16 protein-coding genes are annotated in these 20112 nt (G+C 69.1%); 15 read left to right on the top strand and 1 reads right to left on the bottom strand.

Translation table 11 applies throughout. From position 1 onward, the window contains the following. Positions 1 to 3: 3 nt before the first annotated feature. Genes CKW34_RS17595 through CKW34_RS17585 form a run of 3 tightly spaced genes read left to right on the top strand, consistent with a single transcriptional unit; the run spans position 4 to position 4756 of the window. Positions 4 to 1905 carry a mycofactocin system FadH/OYE family oxidoreductase 1 gene (locus CKW34_RS17595; protein ID WP_059383268.1) on the top strand — a complete coding sequence of 634 codons (1902 nt, stop codon included), beginning with the start codon at positions 4 to 6 and terminating at the stop codon, positions 1903 to 1905. A 50-nt stretch (positions 1906 to 1955) separates the two neighbouring features. Next, the gene (locus CKW34_RS17590; protein WP_024101647.1) at positions 1956 to 2768 is read left to right on the top strand and encodes a mycofactocin-coupled SDR family oxidoreductase; all 813 of its coding nucleotides are present in this window, start codon (positions 1956 to 1958) and stop codon (positions 2766 to 2768) included. Between the two features lie 2 nt (positions 2769 to 2770). Further along, on the top strand, positions 2771 to 4756 hold the full coding sequence (locus CKW34_RS17585; protein WP_095092043.1) for a mycofactocin system FadH/OYE family oxidoreductase 2: 1986 nt from the start codon (positions 2771 to 2773) through the stop codon (positions 4754 to 4756). Here the strand turns inward: CKW34_RS17585 and CKW34_RS17580 are convergent. After that, positions 4731 to 5714 carry a GNAT family N-acetyltransferase gene (locus tag CKW34_RS17580; RefSeq protein WP_059383267.1) on the bottom strand — a complete coding sequence of 328 codons (984 nt, stop codon included), beginning with the start codon at positions 5712 to 5714 and terminating at the stop codon, positions 4731 to 4733. The genes CKW34_RS17585 and CKW34_RS17580 overlap by 26 nt on opposite strands. Before the next feature lie 97 nt (positions 5715 to 5811). On the opposite strand from CKW34_RS17580, the gene mftE reads away from it, so the two are divergent. The 12 genes from mftE to CKW34_RS17520 all read left to right on the top strand — a co-directional run bounded on the left by mftE (position 5812) and on the right by CKW34_RS17520 (position 19911). Beyond that, positions 5812 to 6495 (top strand): mycofactocin biosynthesis peptidyl-dipeptidase MftE, encoded by a 684-nt coding sequence (mftE, locus tag CKW34_RS17575; protein WP_059383266.1) that lies wholly within the window; start codon positions 5812 to 5814, stop codon positions 6493 to 6495. Beyond that, entirely contained in the window at positions 6492 to 7925 is a 1434-nt protein-coding gene (gene mftF, locus CKW34_RS17570) for a mycofactocin biosynthesis glycosyltransferase MftF (protein WP_059383265.1), read from the top strand. The genes mftE and mftF overlap by 4 nt, the downstream gene beginning before the upstream one ends. Position 7926: 1 nt before the next feature. Further along, positions 7927 to 9387, top strand: a complete 1461-nt coding sequence (gene mftG, locus CKW34_RS17565) for a mycofactocin dehydrogenase MftG (protein ID WP_059383264.1) — start codon at positions 7927 to 7929, stop codon at positions 9385 to 9387. Positions 9388 to 9423: 36 nt separating this feature from the next. Next, a complete protein-coding gene (locus tag CKW34_RS17560; protein WP_059383263.1) occupies positions 9424 to 10722 on the top strand; it encodes a GAF domain-containing protein in 1299 nt (432 codons plus the stop codon). A gap of 66 nt (positions 10723 to 10788) precedes the next feature. Next, entirely contained in the window at positions 10789 to 12312 is a 1524-nt protein-coding gene (adh, locus tag CKW34_RS17555) for an aldehyde dehydrogenase (RefSeq protein WP_059383407.1), read from the top strand. A gap of 93 nt (positions 12313 to 12405) precedes the next feature. Further along, complete coding sequence (locus CKW34_RS17550; RefSeq protein WP_059383262.1) at positions 12406 to 12930, top strand: DUF779 domain-containing protein; 525 nt, start codon at positions 12406 to 12408, stop codon at positions 12928 to 12930. A 133-nt stretch (positions 12931 to 13063) separates the two neighbouring features. Continuing rightward, the gene (locus CKW34_RS17545; RefSeq protein ID WP_059383261.1) at positions 13064 to 13612 is read left to right on the top strand and encodes a hypothetical protein; all 549 of its coding nucleotides are present in this window, start codon (positions 13064 to 13066) and stop codon (positions 13610 to 13612) included. 147 nt (positions 13613 to 13759) lie between these two features. Beyond that, positions 13760 to 15160: an MFS transporter gene (locus CKW34_RS17540; RefSeq protein WP_059383260.1), complete on the top strand. Its 1401-nt coding sequence runs from the start codon at positions 13760 to 13762 to the stop codon at positions 15158 to 15160. A 141-nt stretch (positions 15161 to 15301) separates the two neighbouring features. Then, a complete protein-coding gene (locus CKW34_RS17535; protein ID WP_059383406.1) occupies positions 15302 to 16969 on the top strand; it encodes an AMP-binding protein in 1668 nt (555 codons plus the stop codon). Positions 16970 to 17115: 146 nt separating this feature from the next. Next, complete coding sequence (locus CKW34_RS17530; protein WP_059383259.1) at positions 17116 to 17385, top strand: GlsB/YeaQ/YmgE family stress response membrane protein; 270 nt, start codon at positions 17116 to 17118, stop codon at positions 17383 to 17385. Between the two features lie 139 nt (positions 17386 to 17524). Then, positions 17525 to 19495: an acetoacetate--CoA ligase gene (locus CKW34_RS17525; protein WP_059383258.1), complete on the top strand. Its 1971-nt coding sequence runs from the start codon at positions 17525 to 17527 to the stop codon at positions 19493 to 19495. 65 nt (positions 19496 to 19560) lie between these two features. Further along, complete coding sequence (locus CKW34_RS17520) at positions 19561 to 19911, top strand: hypothetical protein (protein WP_059383257.1); 351 nt, start codon at positions 19561 to 19563, stop codon at positions 19909 to 19911. Positions 19912 to 20112: the final 201 nt, after the last annotated feature.

Here is a 20112-nt window from a genome sequence, read left to right as displayed (position 1 = left end):
GACATGAGCCCCGCGCTCACCGAACCGATCACCCTCGCCGGACGCACCGCTCCGTCGAGGGTGATCTTCGGTCCGCACGTCACCGATCTCGGTGACGGCCGGGCATTCTCGGACCGTCACGTCGCGTACTACGCGCGACGTGCGCGGGGTGGGTGCGGGATCGTCGTCACGGAGACGGCGTCGGTGCACCCGTCCGACCACCCCTACGAACGCGCGCCGCTGGCCGAGCACTGCGGGGACGGCTACCGGCGGATCGTCGAGGCCTGCCGTCCGCACGGCACACTCGTGCTCGCCGGCCTCGGTCATCGCGGCCTGCAGGGTTCGAGCGCGTGGACCCGGGCACCGCTGTGGGCACCCTCGCGCGTGCCGGATCCGGTGACACGCGAACTGCCTGCCGAGGCGACCGAGCGTGAAATCGCCGAACTGGTCGAGTCCTTCGCCCGTGCTGCCGTCGTCGCCGCGGAAGCGGGTCTCGACGGAGTGGAACTCGACGCCGGACCGACCTCGCTGCTGCGGCAGTTCCTCTCCGGGCTGACCAACCGTCGCGACGACGCATACGGCACCGAACGCCTGCGGCTGCTGCGTGAGTCGATTGCCGCCGTTCGCGTGCGAATCGGCTCGGATCGCATTCTTGCACTGAGACTCTCGTGCGACGAGAACGCGCCGTGGGCGGGCATCACACCCGACATCGCCGCCGGATACGTCCGCGCGATCGCATCATCGGTCGACCTGCTCACCGTGGTGCGCGGTGGATTGTTCTCACCCGAGTCGTATCGGCCCGATGCACATGTCCCCGCCGGGTTCAACGACGACCTGTGCCGCCGCATCCGTGACGAGGTCTCCGGATCGGTCCCGATCGCTCTGCAGGGCAGCATCGTCGACGCCGGCCACGCGCAGCGGGTTCTCTCCGACAGCGCGTGTGACCTGGTCGAGATGACCCGCGCGCAGATCGCCGACCCCGACCTCGTCCTCGCTGCCCGTCGCGGTCGTCGGCCGCGTCCCTGCGTGCGCTGCAACCAGGCGTGCCTCGTCGACGACTTCCACAATCCGGTCGTGGGGTGCATCGCGAACCCGGAGGCCGGTGACGAGACACGGGACCCACCCGAACCGGTGACCTCCGCACGCGACGTACTCGTGGTGGGTGCCGGGCCCGCCGGACTGGAAGCTGCCCGCGTGGCAGCGATGCGCGGTCACCGTGTCGTCCTGGTCGAGGCGGACGAGCGGGTCGGTGGGACGATCGCCGCCGTCTCGTGCGGGGGCCGACCCGACTTCGCTGCGCTCGTCGACTGGCTCGAACAGCAGTGCCGGGAGTCGGGCGTCGACATCCGGTCCGGCACGGAAGCGAGTGCCGCCGACATCGCGGATGCGCTCGCCGCCGGCACTGCGGTTGTGCAGGCCACCGGCGGGCTTGCCCGTCCGCCCTCCTTTCCGGTGACCGCGCCCGAGCGGTACGCGACCGCCGCAGAGGTGCTCTCGGGGACCCGGCAGCCCACGTCCCCCACGGTCGTGTGGGATCCGACGGGCGGTCCGGTGGCGGGTGCCGTCGTCGACCGTCTCGTGGAGCTCGGCGGGGAGGTCCACTATGCGACGGGTGACCCGGTCGCCGGATCACGACTCGCGCCGACGGGGGACCTCGTCGCCTCCGACGTCCGCATGCAGCGGGCGGGCGTGGTGAGACATCTCGGGTGCCGGGTCGCTTCGGTCGATGACGACGGCGTCGTGCTCGTCGACCGGGTGTCCGGGGAATCCACGCGGGTCGCGGACGCTGTCCTGGTCGACTGTGCACCCCTGCTACCGGCAGAAGTGTCCGAGTGGCCTGGATCGTGGTCGATCGGCGACCGCGTGGCCCCGAGGACCGTGCGCGAGGCCGTCCGAGAGGGATACCGGGTGGCCACGGCGCTGTAACGTGGGGCACACTGAAACGCGTTCTAATCCGGGTCTACGGAAGGGCCGACATGGGAGATTTCGACGGCAAGGTCGTCTTCATCACCGGGATCGCACGCGGGCAGGGCCGCAACCACGCCATCCGGTTCGCGCGCGAGGGCGCGTCCGTCATCGGCGTCGACATTGCGGCCCCGGTCTCGGAGTACGTGACCTACGAGCAGGCCACCGAGGACGACTTCCACGAGACGGTCCGCCTCGTGGAGGAGGCCGGCGGGAAGATCCTCGCCCGTGTCGCGGACGTGCGCGACAGTGCCGCACTGAAGGCCGTCGTCGACGAGGGCGTCGCCCAGTTCGGGCGCCTCGACGTGGTGGTCGCCAATGCCGGCATCTGCAGCTGGAACCGCTTCTGGGAGATGCCCGACGACCAGTTCGAAGAGCTGATCGACATCAACCTCACCGGTGTCTTCAAGACCCTCAAGGCCGCCGCCCCCGCGATGATCGAGGCCGGCAACGGCGGATCGATCATCGTCGTCAGCTCGGTGGCGGGCCTCAAGGCGATGCCGGGCCAGATCAACTACGCAGCAGCGAAATTCGGCCTCGTCGGTATCACGCAGGCCGCGGCGAAGGAACTCGGCCCGTACCGCATCCGGGTCAACTCCATCCACCCCTACGGCGTGAACACCCCGATGGGCACCGACGTCAGCGTCCTGAAGCTGTTCGAGAAGAACCCGTCGTGGGGACCGAACTTCGTCCCCATCCTCACCGAGAAGCCCGCGGCCGACCCCGACGACATCTCCGAGACCGTGTTGTTCCTCGCGAGCGATCGGGCCTCCACGATCACCGGCAGCCAGATGGCCATCGACCAGGGCAACTCGAAGGTCTGACGGTGACGCGCACGGCGACCGGCACCGTTCCGCACGCGTCGTTGCGGATCGGTCCGGTCACCCTGCGCAACCGCATCGTCTTCCCGGCGCACCTGACCAACTTCTCGGTCGACGGCACCGTCACCGACCGGCACATCGCGTACTACGAAGCCCGAGCACGCGGCGGCGCGTCGATGATCGTCACCGAGGAGCACACCGTGCACCCCTCGGACCGGCCCTACGAGAAACTGATCCGGGGCTGGGACCCGGACGTGATCACCGGTTACCGTCGCCTCACCGACGCGATCCACCGGCACGGCACGCGGATCCTCGCGCAGCTCAACCACAACGGCGCCCAGGGCACCTCGATGTACACGGGGCAACCGTTGTGGGCGCCGAGTCCCGAACCCGACCCGCTCTTCCGTGAGGTCCCGCGCGTGATGACGGAATCCGACATCGCCGAACTCGTCGGGGGCTACGCGGACGTCGCCCGCCGCTGCGCCGAAGGCGGCTTCGACGGTGTCGAGATCCAGTGCTCCCAGGCATCCGTCCTCCGTGCCTTCCTCGCACCCGCGACGAACCGTCGCACCGATCGCTACGGCGGGGATCTCGCCGGGCGGGCCCGGCTGCTGCTCGAGGTGGTGTCCGCTGTGCGACGGGCCGTCGGACGCGACCGTGTCGTGGGCGTGCGGCTGACGGGTCACGACGGCACCGCCGGCGGTGTCGGCATCGACGACGCCGTGCAGGTCGCGCAGATGCTCGAGGCGAGCGGTGACGTCGACTACCTCAACACGTCCGTGGGTGTCGCGACCGAGACGTTGCATCTGGTCGAAGCCCCGATGTCCACCCCGCACGGTTATTCGCTGTTCGTCCCCGACGCGATCCGGGCAGCGGTGTCGCTGCCGGTCGTCGGGGTCGGGCGCTTCACCCGACCTGAACAGATCGGTGCCGCGCTCGCAGACGGAGTGTGCGATCTGGTCGGCGCCGTGCGTGCGCAGATCGCCGACCCGGACTTCGCGAACAAGACCCTCTCCGGCCGCGACGACGAGATACGGCCGTGCATCGGCTGCAACCAGGAATGCATCGGACGGGTCGGGCTCAACCGTCCCATCGCGTGCGCGGTCAATTCCCATGCCGGGTACGAATCCGACGCTCCCGCCGCGACCGCCGTACCGCATCGGGTCGTTGTCGTCGGCGGCGGACCCGCGGGTCTGCAGGCGGCGGTGACGGCTGCCGGGCAGGGGCATTCGGTCACGCTGCTCGAACGGAACCGGTGTACCGGCGGTCAGATCCGTGAGGCGGCCGCAGCCCCGCACCGTGCCGAACTGCTCGGTGCGGTGACCCACCTCGACGCCGAGTGCCGCCGCAGGGGAGTGGACATCCGCACCGGTGTGACCGCCGATGCCGCGACACTGCACGCGCTCGCGCCCGACGTCGTGGTCGTCGCGACGGGCGCGCGCCCGCACCGGCCCGCCTGGGCGGGATCGTCCGCACGGGTGAGCGATGTGCGCGATGTGCTCACCGGTCGCACTGCACCCTCCGGCCGGGTCCTCGTCGTCGACGATCTCGGTTTCCACCAGGCGACGTCGGTCGCCGAACTGCTGGCGGACCGGGGATGTGCGGTGACGGTGTGTACGCCGGGGATGCTCGTGGGCCAGGACCTCGGTCTGACGCTCGAGCTCGACGGCTGGCTGCACCGCGCCCACGACAAGCGGATCGAGCGACTCGCCGGCGTCGCCGTCGGCGGTGTCGTGGACCTGCCGGGCGGCGCCGAGGTCGCCCTGGTCCACCACGCGACCGGTGAGCAGACGACGCTCACGGTGGACGCGGTCGTCGTCGCCACCCATCAGGAGCCCGTCGACGAGTTGTGGCGGGAACTCGCGGGAGCCGGCACGAGGGTGATCCGCGTGGGCGATGCGGTGACCCCCCGCCGCCTGCATGCCGCGATCACCGAGGGGGAGCGGGCCGCCAGGGACCTGGCTCCTACGCCTCCAGCCCGCGACGCATGACGATCCGCGGCCAGCGGTCGAGGCCGTGCTTCCGTTCCTCCGCGCGGATCCGGGTGAGCGCGGGGGAGAGGGCGTCGTCCGCGACCGTGCGGAAGCCGAGACGCGCGTAGTACGGGCCGTTCCACGGCACGTCGCGGTAGGTGGTCAGCGTCAGCGATCCGAACCCGGCGTCCCGAGCCCACCCCGCGACATGGTCGATCAGCTTGCGGCCGATCCCGCGACGCGCGTGATCGGGATGCACCGACACCTGCTCGATGTGGACACCGTCGTCGACGACGTCGGCCACGAGATACGCGACCGCTCGTCCCTGCTCGTCGAACCACGCCCAGCAGCGGCCCGCGTCCCGGTGGGCGCGCAACTCCTCGACGGACGGAGGATCGTCGTCGGCGACGAACGCCATCCCGATCTCGGCGAAGGGCTTGCCCGCCGCGCGTTCGATCTCCTGCAGCACCGGCAGGTCGTCGTCGGTCGCCGGACGGATCGGGGGCAGTTCCTTGCAGTAGTACATCGCCGTCGGTGATTCTGCGTAGAGCCCGAAGCGCTCGGTCATCGGCACGTACCCGGCCTTCGCGTACAGCGCGATCGCCTCGGGTTGCTCGCTGCCCGTCTCGAGGATCATGCGGCGGCGACCGGCATCGGTCGCCGTCCGCTCCAGCGCACCCAGCACCCGTGCTGCCACACCACGTCGCCGCATGCTCGCCCGCACGTACATCCGCTTGATCTCGGCATCATCGTCGCGCACCCCTCGATGCGAATGCTCCGGTGCACGCCAGCCGCCGATCCCGGCCGGAACCCCGTCGGCCACCGCCAGGAGGAACACCCCGCGTGGCGGTTCGAATTCGTGCGGCGCCAGTTCGGTGTCGTCGGGTCCGCCGTACCTCCGCACGTATTCGAGCTGGACCTCGCCGATGAGGTCCTGCACGTCCGGATCGTCCAGCGGACGAGGTTCGATCAGCACCGGGAAAGCGTACCGATCGGATCTCGGCGTCCGGGCGTACCTACCGGGACCTCCGGGTTTCGTGCACGCCCGCGAAACCCTTAGCATCGGAGCGGTGATGCGGGAGCTCGCCGACGCCTGTTGGACGGACATCGAACCCGACCGGGTGACGGTGGCCGTCCCGATCGGTGCGCTCGAACAACACGGCCCGCACCTTCCCCTCGACACCGACACCCGGATCGCGACTGCTGTCGCCGCGGCGCTGCCCGAGGTGGTCCTCGCCCCGCCGCTGCCCTACGGAGCGAGCGGCGAACACGAAGGTTTCGCCGGCACCGTCTCGATCGGGGCCGAGGTGACGAAGGCGCTGATCGTCGAATACGGCAGGTCGGTGTGCCGATGGGCGAAGCGGGTCGTCTTCGTCAACGGGCACGGCGGCAACGCCTATCCGCTGATCGAGGCGGTGAGCCTCCTGCGATACGAAGGCCGCGACGCTGCTTGGCTTCCGTGCGCGGTGCCCGGATCCGACGCCCACGCCGGTGTCACGGAGACGAGTCTGCTGCTGCACCTGGCACCCGGGACGGTCGACATGACACGGGCCGCGGTCGGAGCGACGGAACCGATCGGAGCACTGATGCCACGACTGCGCGAAGCCGGTATCGTCTCGGTGTCCGCGAACGGAGTGCTGGGAGACCCCACCGAGGCCACCGCAGAACTCGGCGCGCGCCTGTTCGCGAGTCTGGTCGAGCGGGCGAGTGCACAGGTCGCCCGGTGGCAGCCGGGAACGGAAGGAAGGCTTCGGTGAGTCGGGCGATCACTCCACAGGCGACCTCCCCGGAGGCGGCACAGCCCCGGGCGACCCGGCTCCCCGACGGTTTCGGTGTGCGCATCGACGCACGGGTACGCAGCTTCGCCGGAGGGCGCGTCCTCGTCGGAGGATCACCTACGCGCATTCTCAAGCTCGCACCCGCCGCCGCAGCGATGATCGACGAGGACTTCGTCGAGGTCGTCGACGCGCAGAGCGCCGCGGTCGCGCGCCGCCTGCTCGATTCGGGAATCGGGAACCCACGCCCGACGAAGCTGCCGCCGAGTTCCGCCGTCACCGTGGTCGTCCCCGTCAAGGACAATCCGTCCGGCCTCGCGCGTTTGCTCGCCGCCGTCGAAGGGCACGAGGTCGTGGTCGTCGACGACGGTTCCGAGAAGCCGGTCGAGGCGCCGGAACGCGGTCGCGTCCGGGTGATCCGCCACGAGACCTCACGCGGTCCCGCAGCGGCCCGGAACACCGGATTGCAGCAGGTGACAACGGAATTCGTTGCTTTCCTCGATTCCGACGTGGTCCCGCAACTCGGCTGGCTCGAACGATCGCTGGGGCACTTCACCGATCCCGCGGTCGCTCTCGTCGCGCCGCGCATCGTCGCTCTCGAACCCGACAGCAGCGCGCTCGCGAAGTACGAGCACGCACGTTCGTCGCTCGACCTCGGCAGCCGGGAATCCGCCGTGGTCGCGGGTGGTCCGGTCTCGTACGTGCCGAGCGCGGCGCTGCTCGTGCGCCGCGACGCGCTCGTCGCCTGCGGCGGTTTCGACGAGACGATGCACGTGGCCGAGGATGTCGATCTGTGCCGGCGACTGCAGACCTCGGGGTGGCGGTTGCGGTACGAGCCCATCTCGCGGGTCGCGCACGACCATCGCACCCGCTTCCGGACGTGGTTGACGCGCAAGGCATTCTACGGAACCGGTGCGGCCCCGCTCGCCGAGCGGCATCCGGGTTCCGTCCCACCGATGGTGATGTCTGTCTGGACGCTCCTCACGTGCGTCGCGATCGCGAGTTTCACCCGCATCGGGGTGATCGCAGCGGTACTGACCCAGGTGGCCACCTTCGTGCGGCTGCGACGGATGTTCTCCGAGCTCGACCGGCCGGACCGCATCGCCGGGATGCTCACGGCCCAGGGATTCGCCGGTGGACTGTGGCAGGTGGCGTCGGCGGTGTGCCGGCACTACTGGCCCGTGACGGTCGTCGCAGCGGTGTTCTCTCGCCGGGTGCGTCGAGCGGTTCTGGCTTGTGCTGTGGCCGAAGGTATCTGGGACTGGAAGACGCACCGCGAGAGCGGCGGTCTCGATCCCGTCCGGTACCTGCTCTACAAGCGACTCGACGACCTCGCCTACGGCGCGGGGCTGTGGAAGGGTGCGCTCGACGCCCGCACGGCGGCCGCGCTCGTACCCGACATCCGGAAGTGACATGATCCCGGCGCACGCCGATGTGGTGATCGTCGGCGGCGGAAGCTGCGGCTGCGTTCTCGCCGCCGGGCTCAGCGACGATCCGGACCGCACCGTGCTGCTGCTCGAGGAGGGCGCGGCGTTCGGATCGGCATCCGCTGTTCCGCGCGAGATCCGTGATGCCGCCGTCCTTCCGGTGGGTCCGGAGAGCCCGTGGACCGCAGACTTTCCCGCACGGCTGACTCCGGATGTCGAGGCGACCGTGACGCGAGGCCGGGTGCTCGGCGGCTCCGGCGCGGTCAACGGCGCCTACTTCGTGCGTGCGCGACCCGACGACTTCGCGTCGTGGCCCACCTCGTGGTCGTACGAGCAGGTACTGCCGTACTTCCGGGCCGTCGAGACCGACGCGGATGTCCCCGGCGACCTGCACGGAAGTTCCGGCCCGATACCGGTCGCCCGGGTGCCGCGTGAACGGATGCATCCGCTCTCGCGTGCCTTCGTCGACGCTGCCGAGGACGCAGGATTCACACCGGTCGCCGACCTCAACGCCCCCGGACCCGACGGGGTGGGTGCGGTCCCGTCGAACCTCCGCGACGGCACGAGGGTGGGTCCGTTCCTCGCGTACCTGGCGCCCGTCCTGGACCGGCCGAATCTGACGATCGCCGGCGGGACGACCGCGACGCGCATCGTGATGTCGGGCGGTCGCGCGGCGGGCGTCGAGATCGCCGGACCCGACGGACCACGCACGATCTCGGCCGGACACGTGATCGTCGCCGCGGGCGCGGTGAGGTCCCCGCAGCTGCTGATGCTCTCCGGGATCGGACCGGCCGACGAGCTGCGACGGCTCGGCATCGTGCCGCTGCACGACCTTCCCGGGGTGGGTCGAAACTTCTCCGACCATCCGGAGTTCACCGTCCCGTACCGCTTCCGCCCGGGTCTCCCGTCGCACACGGTGCTGCTCGAGACGGTCGTGCACACCGGCAACCTCGAACTGCGCCCGTACACCGCGGCATTCGGAGCGGCGATCCCCGGCAGTGGCATCGCCGATCCGGTGCTCGGCGTCGTCCTGACGCGCCCACGCAGTCGCGGACGCATCGTGCTCGACGAACGCGACCCGCGACGTCCACCCCTGCTCGACTACCGATACCTGACCGACCCGGCCGACCGGCAAGCCCTGGAGGAGGGTGTCCGACTCGCCGCCGACCTCCTCGCCGCGACCACCGGCGTCGTCGAGGCCGGCAGCGTGGACGCGAGCGGCGGCACGCTCGGAACGTCGCTGCACCTGTCCGGAACGTGCCGGATGGGCGACGACGAGCACGCCGTGGTCGACGAGTGGTGCCGCGTGCGCGGGATCGAGGGGTTGAGCGTCGTCGACACCTCGGTGTTTCCGCAGGTCCCCAGCCGTGGACCCCATGCCACCGCGGTGATGCTCGCCCACCGCGTCGCCGCGACCGCGAGGGATGCCCTGCCGCACACGGTGTGATCCCGACTACAGTGTCGGGGGAGGAGGCGCCGGTACATGACGGATCGTGGAATCGCGACGACCAACCCCTGGGTGGCACTGGACCCCGGAGCGGACGTGGCCGCGCACGCACGTGCGGTGCTGCGCGCGCACGGCACGTTCGTCTCCGCACGCGGCAAGGATCGGCTCGACGGGGTGCGCTCGGTGGTCCGCGACTCGTGGAGTCGGAGCCTGCAACGCGGCATCGATCCCGACGTCGTCGAACAACCCGCACTGCTCTCCGGGCACGACCTCGAGGAGTACCGCGCCGGCCACCCTATGTCGCTGATCCGCCCGGTGGTGCGCAAGCTCCTCGTCGAGGACGCCGCCGACAGCGGACTGCTCGTCGCCATCACCGACGGGCAGGGACGGCTGCTGTGGGTCGAGGGCGATCACGCCGCGCGCGACCGCGCCCTGTCGATGAGCTTCGTCGAAGGGGCCGACTGGAGCGAGGACCGCGTCGGCACGAACGCTCCGGGAACGGCTCTCGCCGTAGATCATTCGGTGCAGATCTTCGGCGCCGAGCATTTCAACCGCACGGTGCACGAATGGAGTTGTTCGGCTGCTCCCGTGCACGACCCCACCAGCGGCCGGGTCCTCGGTGCCATCGACATCACCGGTGGGCATCGGGTCGCCGCGCCCGAGGTCCTGCAACTCGTCCGCGCGACGGTCGCGGCGGCGGAGGCCGAACTGCGGTTGCATGCCTTGAGCGGCCGCCCGCTGTTCCCCTCGGCGACGCCGCGCATCGAGACGATCGGCGCCGGGCGGCCCGCCCTGCACCGCGGAGGCGAACGCGTCGGCCTGTCCCGCCGGCACGCCGAGATCCTGCTGATCCTCGCCGATCATCCCGAGGGCCTGAGCTCCGACCGGCTCGCGATGCTGCTCGACGAGAACGAACTCGACTCGGTGACCATCCGCGCCGAGATGTCGCGCCTGCGCAAGGTGCTCGGGGCCGAACACCTCGGATCGCGGCCCTACCGGCTGCTCACCACGCTCGACACCGATGTCGCGGACGTGCGTCGCGCACTCGACCGCGGCGACGTGGCCTCGGCGGTCCGCCTCTGTACCGGGGAGATCCTGCCCGGATCGGTGGCGCCGGGCATCGAGGAGATCCGCGACGAACTCCGCTCGGGCGTGCGGGCGGCGCTGTTGCGCTGCGGCGAGGAGCATCTGCTCGCGCAATGGACCTCGTCCGTCCACGGTCGCGAGGACATCACCGCCTGGGCGGCCTACCGGGCATCGATCGATCCTCGGTCGCCCCGCTTCGCGCAGGTCGATGCCACATTGACCCGATTGGACAGGCAGCTCGCAACGTAGTTGCAACCCTCGCGTTCGTAGTGTTCCGGATCACATACCGACCGCTCGACGCTGCAGGAGATGCACATGACCGTGTACGCCCGTCCCGGTTCGCCCGACGCCCTCATGTCCTTCCGGTCCCGGTACGACAACTGGATCGGCGGCCAGTGGGTGCCGCCGGTGAAGGGGGAGTACTTCGAGAACGTCACCCCCGTCACCGGCCAGGTGTTCACCGAGGTCGCTCGCGGCACCGAAGAGGACATCGAACTCGCGCTCGACGCAGCCCACGCCGCCGCACCGGCCTGGGGGAAGACCTCGCCCGCCGAACGCGCGGTGATCCTCAACAAGATCGCCGACCGCATCGAGGAGAACCTCGAGTCGATCGCCCTCGCCGAGTCGTGGGACAACGGCAAGCCCATCCGCGAGACCCTCAACGCCGACATCCCGCTCGCGATCGACCACTTCCGCTACTTCGCGGGAGCCATTCGCGCGCAGGAGGGTTCGATCTCCGAGATCAACTCCGAGACGGTCGCCTACCACTTCCACGAGCCGCTCGGCGTCGTCGGCCAGATCATCCCGTGGAACTTCCCGATCCTCATGGCCGTGTGGAAGCTCGCGCCGGCCCTGGCCGCCGGCAACGCGGTGGTCCTCAAGCCCGCCGAGCAGACCCCGGCGTCGATCCTGCACCTGATCTCGATCATCGGCGACCTGCTGCCGCCCGGCGTGGTCAACATCGTCAACGGTTTCGGTGTGGAGGCGGGCAAGCCGCTCGCGTCGAGCCCGCGCATCCGCAAGATCGCGTTCACCGGTGAGACCACCACCGGCCGGCTGATCATGCAGTACGCCTCGCAGAACCTGATCCCGGTCACCCTCGAACTCGGTGGCAAGAGCCCGAACATCTTCTTCTCCGACGTGCTGTCGGCGAACGACGACTACCAGGACAAGGCGCTCGAAGGCTTCACGATGTTCGCCCTCAACCAGGGTGAGGTGTGCACGTGCCCGTCGCGTGCGCTGATCCAGCAGGACATCTTCGACGACTTCCTCTCGCTCGCCGCGGTCCGCACCAAGGCCGTCCGCCAGGGCGATCCGCTCGACACCGACACGATGATCGGCGCTCAGGCCTCGAACGACCAGCTCGAGAAGATCCTGTCGTACATCGAGATCGGCAAGAGCGAGGGTGCCAAGGTCATCACCGGTGGTGAGCGCGCCGATCTCGGCGGCGACCTCTCGGGCGGCTACTACGTGCAGCCGACGATCTTCCAAGGCGACAACAAGATGCGCATCTTCCAGGAGGAGATCTTCGGCCCGGTCGTGTCCGTGACGTCCTTCAGCGATTTCGACGATGCGATCTCGATCGCCAACGACACCCTCTACGGTCTCGGTGCCGGTGTGTGGTCCCGCGACGGTGGCGTCGCCTACCGTGCCGGTCGCGCCATCCAGGCCGGCCGGGTGTGGACGAACACCTACCACCAGTACCCCGCGCACGCGGCTTTCGGTGGTTACAAGCAGTCCGGCATCGGCCGCGAGAACCACCACATGATGCTCGACCACTACCAGCAGACGAAGAACCTCCTGGTGTCCTACGCCCCCAAGGCACAGGGCTTCTTCTGATCCGAACTTCGGCGCCTGTCACGTCCGCACGACGTGGCAGGCGCCGTTGCCATACGCTCGGAACATCGTGCACCCCAACGGAAAGGCAGGCCTGTGACCGTCCCGCGAATCGTGGCGACCGTCGATGCCGTCGCCCTGCTGCGCCGTCTCGCGCAGCGCAACGGACCGCTCATGATGCACCAGTCCGGCGGATGCTGCGACGGCTCCGCGCCGATGTGTTATCCCGACGGCGATTTCGTCGTCGGTGACCGCGACGTGCTCCTCGGAGTCCTCGACCTGCGTCTCGGGGCAGGGGAGACCCGCTCCGATCCGCCGGTCGGCGCCGACGCCGTGCCGGTGTGGATCTCCGGTTCGCAGTTCGAGGCGTGGAAGCACACCTGTCTCGTCCTCGACGTGGTGCCCGGACGCGGCTCCGGGTTCAGTCTCGAAAGTCCGGAGGGGGTGCGGTTCCTCAGCAGGGGGCGCGCATTCACCCCCGACGAACTGGCCCTCCTGGAAGCCGACCGGCCGCTCACCGGGCGGGACCGGGAGGCCGGCGTGGAGCCCGCCGTGTCCGATGTGCCCACCGTGGTCGCCGAGGCCGCCGACGCGTGCCCGGTGCCCGGCCTGTCCCCGTGATCGCATCTGCGTGATCCCATCGGGAGGAGGGTGACTCACCTGCCGGTTGCCGGTGTGCGTCAGAATCGGGACGGAATCCGTCCGGATTCCGGACGACGACGTGGGCGCCCGGCGGGTGCGACGAGGAGTGGGCATGGCCTTCGCAGGCAACGTGGACGAACTGGCACTGCTGCAGACGGTGCGTCTGAAGAAGCAGGTCACGGCCGAGGTGCTCGCCGCGCACCTCGGGGTGTCGGTGGCGGCCGGCCAGGCCGCAGTGGCCGCACTCCTCGAGCAGGGCAAGGCGTCGGAGAACGACGGCGGAATCAGTCTCAGCGACAAGGGTGTCTCCGAGCTGAACGATCAGCTCGACGCCGAGCGGGTCTCCATCGACGAGGATTCGATCTCGGAGCTCTACGACCAGTTCCTCCCGCTCGACGAAGAGCTGAACACGCTCCTCGAGAACGCGGACGCCGACGGATTCGTCGACGGCCTCATCGACCTCGACCGCCGGGCACAGAGTCTGTTCGACGACGTGTCGGCGTTCGTGCCGCGCCTGTCGCGCTACCAGGACCTGTTCGCCGAGGCCCTGGAGAAGATCAAGGGCGGCTCGCTGGCGTGGGCCACGGCCGCCAACATCGACTCCTACGCCTCCGTGTGGGGCGAGATGCGCCAAGAGATCGCGGGCGCCGCCGGCCGCTGACAATTTCGTTCGTTTGGTACACTATGTGATGCCGGTCACCCCTACCCCCCTTTCGGGGGTGGTGAGGGGGTGACCGGCATCACTACGTTTTCGTTCATCCGCCGAGGCGATCACGCCCGCGGTTCGAACGGACAACGGAGGACTCACGTGACCAGTGTGTCGACCCCGGGGGCTGCCGAACCCCCCGTCGCCGGACCGGTGGGACGTTCGCGTCCCGATCCATCCACACCCCGCCACGCGGGACCCTCGAAGGAAGGGCCCGGCATCCGGCGCGTCGCCGTCGCCAGCTGCATGGGTACGACGATCGAGTTCTACGACTTCTTCATCTACGGCACCGCCGCAGCGCTCGTCTTCCCGACGGTCTTCTTCCCCGCGCTCGGATCGACCGCGGGTACCGTCGCCTCCTTCGCGACCTTCGCCGTCGCCTTCATCGCCCGCCCCGTGGGCGCAATGCTGTTCGGGCACTTCGGTGATCGCATCGGACGCAAGAAGACGCTGATCTCCACGCTGCTGCTGATGGGTATCTCCACCCTGCTCATCGGCCTTCTGCCCGGCGCCGAGACCATCGGTGTCGCCGCCCCGATCATCCTCGTGCTGTTGCGATTCGCCCAGGGCTTCGCAGTGGGCGGTGAGTGGGCCGGCGCGACCCTGCTCACCGCCGAATACGCGCCACCGGGTCAACGCGGTCTGTACGCGATGTTCCCGCAGCTCGGTCCCGCCATCGCCTTTGCCCTGTCGAGCGGAACCTTCCTGTTCACCGGTCTCGCCCTCGGCGACACCAACGACGCCTTCCTGAACTACGGTTGGCGGATCCCGTTCCTGCTCAGCATCGTTCTCGTCGGCATCGGCCTCTACATGCGCCTCGCCATCGAAGAGACTCCTGTCTTTCGTGCGGAGCAGGAAGCCCGCCGTAGCGCCCCGGCCGCCGAGATCGAGGCCCCGCGCCGGCTGCCCTTCCTCGACGCGTTGCGCTACCAGGCCAAGGAGATCTTCCTCGCCGGCGGCGCGCTGGCCATCATGTTCGCCTTCTTCTACATGGGCACGGCCTACCTGACCAGCTACGCGACCTCCAAGCTGGGATTCGATCGGCCGTTCGTCCTGATGGTGGGCATCGCCTCGTCGCTCGTCTTCGGTCTCGCGATCGTGCTGTCCGCGCTGTATTCCGACCGCTTCGGGCGCAAGAAGGTCATCATGGTCTCGTGCGCCTTCTCCGTGGTCTGGGCACTGGTGTTGTTCCCGCTCCTCGACACCGGCTCACCGATCGCGTTCGTGCTCGGGATGATGATCACCCTCGCGATCTTCGGTATCGCCTACGGACCGTGCGGAGCACTGCTGCCCGAGATGTTCGCGACCCGCTACCGCTACACCGGTGCCGGTCTGGGCTACAACTTCGCCGGTGTCCTCGGCGGCGCCATCCCGCCGATGATCGCCGCACCGCTCGCCGCCTCCTACGGCGGTATCGCGATCGGGATCATGCTGGCCGCGATCGGCCTCGTGAGCCTGGTCTGCACCGCCGCGCTCGTGGAGACCCGCGACCGGGCTCTCTGATCCGCAGTAGGCGGATCCGTCGCGCACCGATCCACACCCGGTGGATCCGTTCCACCCCGATCCACCCCCGGTGGCGGTCGTCCGGCAGCAGCCCGACGACCGCCACCACAGCCGTATCCCCGTCTCGTGAAGGAGAATGCGATGTCCGGCCTCGACGTCGACCGTCTGCCCAGCTACGCCCAGGGTGCCTGGGACGTCCCGCTGCTCGGCGACACCATCGGCGACAACCTCGACCGCACCGCCGCCCGCTTCGGCGACCGTGAGGCGCTCGTCGATTCCGCCGCCGGAAAGCGCTGGAGCTACAGCGAATTCGTCGCGGACGTCGACACGCTCGCGCTCGGTATGCTGCGGGCGGGCATCACCAAGGGCGACCGCGTCGGCATCTGGGCACCCAACTGCTGGCAGTGGGTGCTCGTGCAGTACGCGACCGCGAAGATCGGAGCGATCCTCGTCAACATCAACCCCGCCTACCGCTCGCACGAGCTGCAGTACGTCCTCGAGCAGGCCGGTGTGCGGATGCTGGTGTCCGCCCCGACGTTCAAGACCTCCGACTACGCGCAGATGATCGAGACCGTGCGGCCCAACTGTCCCGACCTCGAGGACGTCGTCCTGCTCGACTCGCCGCGGTGGGACGAACTCGTCGACTCCGGCCGCGCCGCGCTCACCGAGGACCGGGCACCGCTCGACGCGGCCCAGGCCTCGTTGTCGCCCGACGATCCGATCAACATCCAGTACACCTCGGGCACCACCGGTTTCCCCAAGGGCGCCACCCTCAGTCACCACAACGTGCTCAACAACGGTTTCTTCGTCGGCGAGCTGTGCCACTACACCGAACGCGACCGGGTCTGCATCCCCGTCCCGCTGTACCACTGCTTCGGGATGACGATGGGCAATCTCGCGTGCACGAGCCACGGCGCGACCATCGTGCTGCCGGCGCCGGGCTTCGATCCCACCGCGACGCTGAGCGCCGTCGCCGAGGAGAAGTGCACGTCGCTGTACGGCGTGCCGACGATGTTCATCGCCGAACTGGCCGACCCGGGATTCGACAACTACGACCTGTCGAGCCTGCGCACCGGCATCATGGCGGGATCACCGTGCCCGGTGGAGGTGATGAAGCAGGTCATCGACCGGATGGGCATGAGCGAGGTGTCCATCTGCTACGGCATGACCGAGACCTCCCCGGTCTCGACGCAGACCCGCAGCGACGACAGCATCGAGCGGCGCGTGAGCACCGTCGGTCGTGTCGGCCCGCATCTCGAGGTCAAGGTCGTCGACCCCGTCACCGGACTGACGGTGCCGCGCGGCGAACCCGGCGAACTGTGCACCCGCGGTTACTCGGTGATGCTCGGCTACTGGGATCAGCCCGACAAGACCGCCGAGGCGATCGACGCGGCCCGATGGATGCACACCGGCGACATCGGAGTCATGGACGAGGACGGGTACGTCTCGGTGACGGGCCGGATCAAGGACATGGTCATCCGGGGTGGGGAGAACATCTACCCCCGCGAGATCGAGGAATTCCTCTACACCCACCCGGACATCCTCGACGCCCAGGTGGTCGGCGTGCCCGACACGAAGTACGGCGAGGAACTGATGGCGTGGATCCGGATGCGCGAGGGCGCGGCGCCGCTCGACGCCGAGTCGCTCCGGGCGTTCTGCACCGGGAAACTCGCCCACTACAAGATCCCGCGTTACGTGCACGTGGTCGACGAGTTCCCGATGACGGTGACCGGAAAGGTCCGCAAGGTGGAGATGCGCGAGCAGGCGATCGCGCTGCTCGAGGCGGCCGGAGCAGACGGGGTCCGGTGAGATCCCGGCCTGCCGGAGAAGGAAATTCACCCGGAAGGGACGTCGATTCGGCCTCCGCGTGCGCCGTTCATGATCGACACTGAGGAGGTACATGGTCGTCGAGGTTGCGCCGCCCGCAGGTGCGGCGCCGAACAGAGAGGCTCACCATGGGACAAATCATCGGCACCATCATCTTCGGCGCAGTCATCGGCATCCTCGCCCGGTTGGTGATCCCGGGTAAGCAGGCGATGGGCATGATCATCACGATCATCATCGGCATCATCGGCGCGCTGATCGGCTACTGGATCTGGGGCATGATCTCGTCCGAAGGCAACGAGGACACCTCCGGCATCGACTGGATCCGCTGGATCATCTCCATCGCCGTCGCGGTGGTTCTCACTCTCATCTACACCTCTGCGACGCGCGAGAGGAGATAGTCGAGAGCCCGTCGCGCGGGGCTCCGCCCGGACGACCGGGACGTGGTGCACGGCGATCGGCCGTGCACCACCTCCTGTCGGGCCCGAGCGGGGCCTTCGCGCGTGTTCGGATACGGTCCCGGACCGGAGGTGAACTGTGGTGGAACCGCAATGGACCCCGACAGACGTCGATATCGAGCAGGCGAACGTCACCGGGTTCACCCGGTTCGTCGAGGAGAGACACGGACTCGACCTGCCCGACTACCGGGCGTTGTGGCAGTGGTCCGTCGACGAGCCCGGTGATTTCTGGCAGGCCGTGTGGGATGCCTTCGACGTCGTCTCCCACACCGATCCCGGCCCGGCTCTGGCCGACGCCGCCATGCCCGGCGCCGTGTGGTTCCCGGGCGCGAGACTGAACTTCGCCGAGTACGTCTTCCGGGAGCGTCCCCCGGACGAGGCAGCCATCGTCCACCTCGACGAGGAGGGACACCGGCGCGAGATCGGCTGGGCCGAACTCGAACGTCGCACGGCCGCGCTCGCCGCGACCCTCCGAGCGCACGGGGTGGGGGAGGGCGACCGTGTCGTCGGTTACCTGCCGAACATCCCCGAAGCGATCGTCGCCCTGCTCGCCACGGCGAGCATCGGCGCCGTCTGGGCGGGCTGCGGACAGGACTACGCCGTGCCCGCGGCGATCGACCGTCTGGGCCGGCTCGAACCGCGCGCACTCGTCACGGCGACCGGGTACCGCTACGCAGGACGGCGGCACGACCGCGCCGACGAGGTGAACCGGCTCCGCGCCGCGATGCCCGGCCTCGCCCTGACGGTCGTCGTGTCGGACGGCGGGACGTCCGTCGATACGGACGGCGAGCCGCCGTCGGACACGACCGGGCAGACCGGGGCCGTCCTGGACTGGCAGGACGCCGTCTCCGGCGACGCCGACCTCGAACCCCTGCCCGTCGCCTTCGACCACCCGCTGTGGGTGGTCTTCTCCTCGGGCACCACCGGCCCGCCGAAGGGCCTCGTGCACGGCCACGGCGGTGTGCTGCTCGAGCATCTCAAGGCGTTATCGCTGCACCTCGACCTCCGTCCCGGCGACCGCTTCCTCTGGTACACCAGCCCGAGCTGGATGATGTGGAACTTCCTGCTCTCGGGACTGCTCGTGGGATGCACCGTCGTCACCTACGACGGCGCCCCCTCCCATCCCGAGGTCGATCGCCTGTGGCGGATCGCGGCCGACGAGAACGTCACGGTGCTCGGGACGAGCCCCGGATACGTGCTGGCCTGCATCAAGGCCGGTGTCGTCCCGCAGGACGACCACGATCTGTCGGCCCTCCGCGGCGTCGGAGTCACCGGGTCGACGCTGCCCGCCTCCTCGTCGTCGTGGCTGGCGCGCAATGCGGGGGAACACGTGCAGGTGATGTCCATCTCCGGCGGGACCGATGTCGTCACGGCATTCGTCGGGGCCGTCCCCACGGTGCCGGTGTGGCCGGGGGAGATCTCGGTGCCCTGCCTCGGTGTGGCGGTCGACGCCTTCGACGAGGCGGGCCGACCGGTGCGCGGAGAGGTCGGCGAACTCGTCGTGACCGCTCCCATGCCGTCGATGCCGGTGCGGTTCTGGAACGACCCGGACGGCAGTCGTTACCGCGACTCCTATTTCTCCGTCTATCCGGGCGTGTGGCGGCACGGCGACTGGATCACGATCACCGAGCGCGGCACCTTCGAGATGCACGGCCGGTCCGACTCCACGCTCAACCGTCACGGCGTGCGGATGGGCAGTGCCGACATCTACCAGGCCGTGGAGACCCTGCCCGAGATCGTCGAGTCGCTCGTCCTCGGCATCGAACGACCCGACGGCACGTACCGCATGCCGTTGTTCGTCGTCCTCGCCGACGGAGCCACGCTCACCGACGACCTGAAGGAACGGATCCGTGCGGCCGTGCGCGAGCACGCCTCGCCCCGGCACGTGCCCGACGAGATCGTCGCCGCGCCCGGGGTGCCGCACACCCGCACCGGTAAGAAGCTCGAGGTTCCCCTCAAACGGATCCTGCAGGGAGCCGATCCCGCCAGGGCGGTGGACCGCACCGCGATCGACGACCCGGACCTGCTCGATTGGTACCGCAGCCAGGCGTGATCCCAGGCACTCGCTGAGTGTCGCCTTACTGGACAGCCCACGCCCGGAATGGTCGGATTGCGCCCATGGACATCGCCATCAAGATCTTCCTCATCCTGCACTTCATCGGCCTCGCGGGCATCATCGGTTCGTGGCTCGCGGTCATCAAGGAACCGCGCGTCGTCGCCGGCATGCTGCACGGCGCCATCCTGCAGGTCGTGACCGGTGTCGCCCTGGTGGGCCTCCGGGAGGCGCAGGACGTCGTCGAGGTGAACCACATGAAGATCGGCATCAAGCTGCTGGTCGCCCTCGCCGTGCTGGTCGTCGCCTTCATCGGTCTGAAGAAGGAGAAGCAGAATCCCGGTTCGACCGCGACGCTCGCCCATGTCGCCGGCGGTCTGGGCATTCTCAATGTGATCATCGCCGTGGCGTGGTGACGATCCACGTTTCATAGCACCACTCGAGTTGCTCTGCTGTGCAGACCAGGCGTCGAAAGGTCGGTAGAGCCGTGTAGGTTGGCTCGGTGCGGTCGAGGTGAGCGCACTGGATACCGGTGGGTAGGCTACGCCGGGCGATACCTACCGGCAGGACGGAGCTCGGCGCTACGCCGTGGTCGATCGGGTATTCACTGCGCGTCG

The organism is Rhodococcus rhodochrous (assembly GCF_900187265.1).
GTDB classification, from domain to species: Bacteria; Actinomycetota; Actinomycetes; order Mycobacteriales; family Mycobacteriaceae; genus Rhodococcus; species Rhodococcus rhodochrous.
Note: the sequence above shows the minus strand (reverse complement) of the source record. Positions and strands in the feature narration are given on the sequence as shown.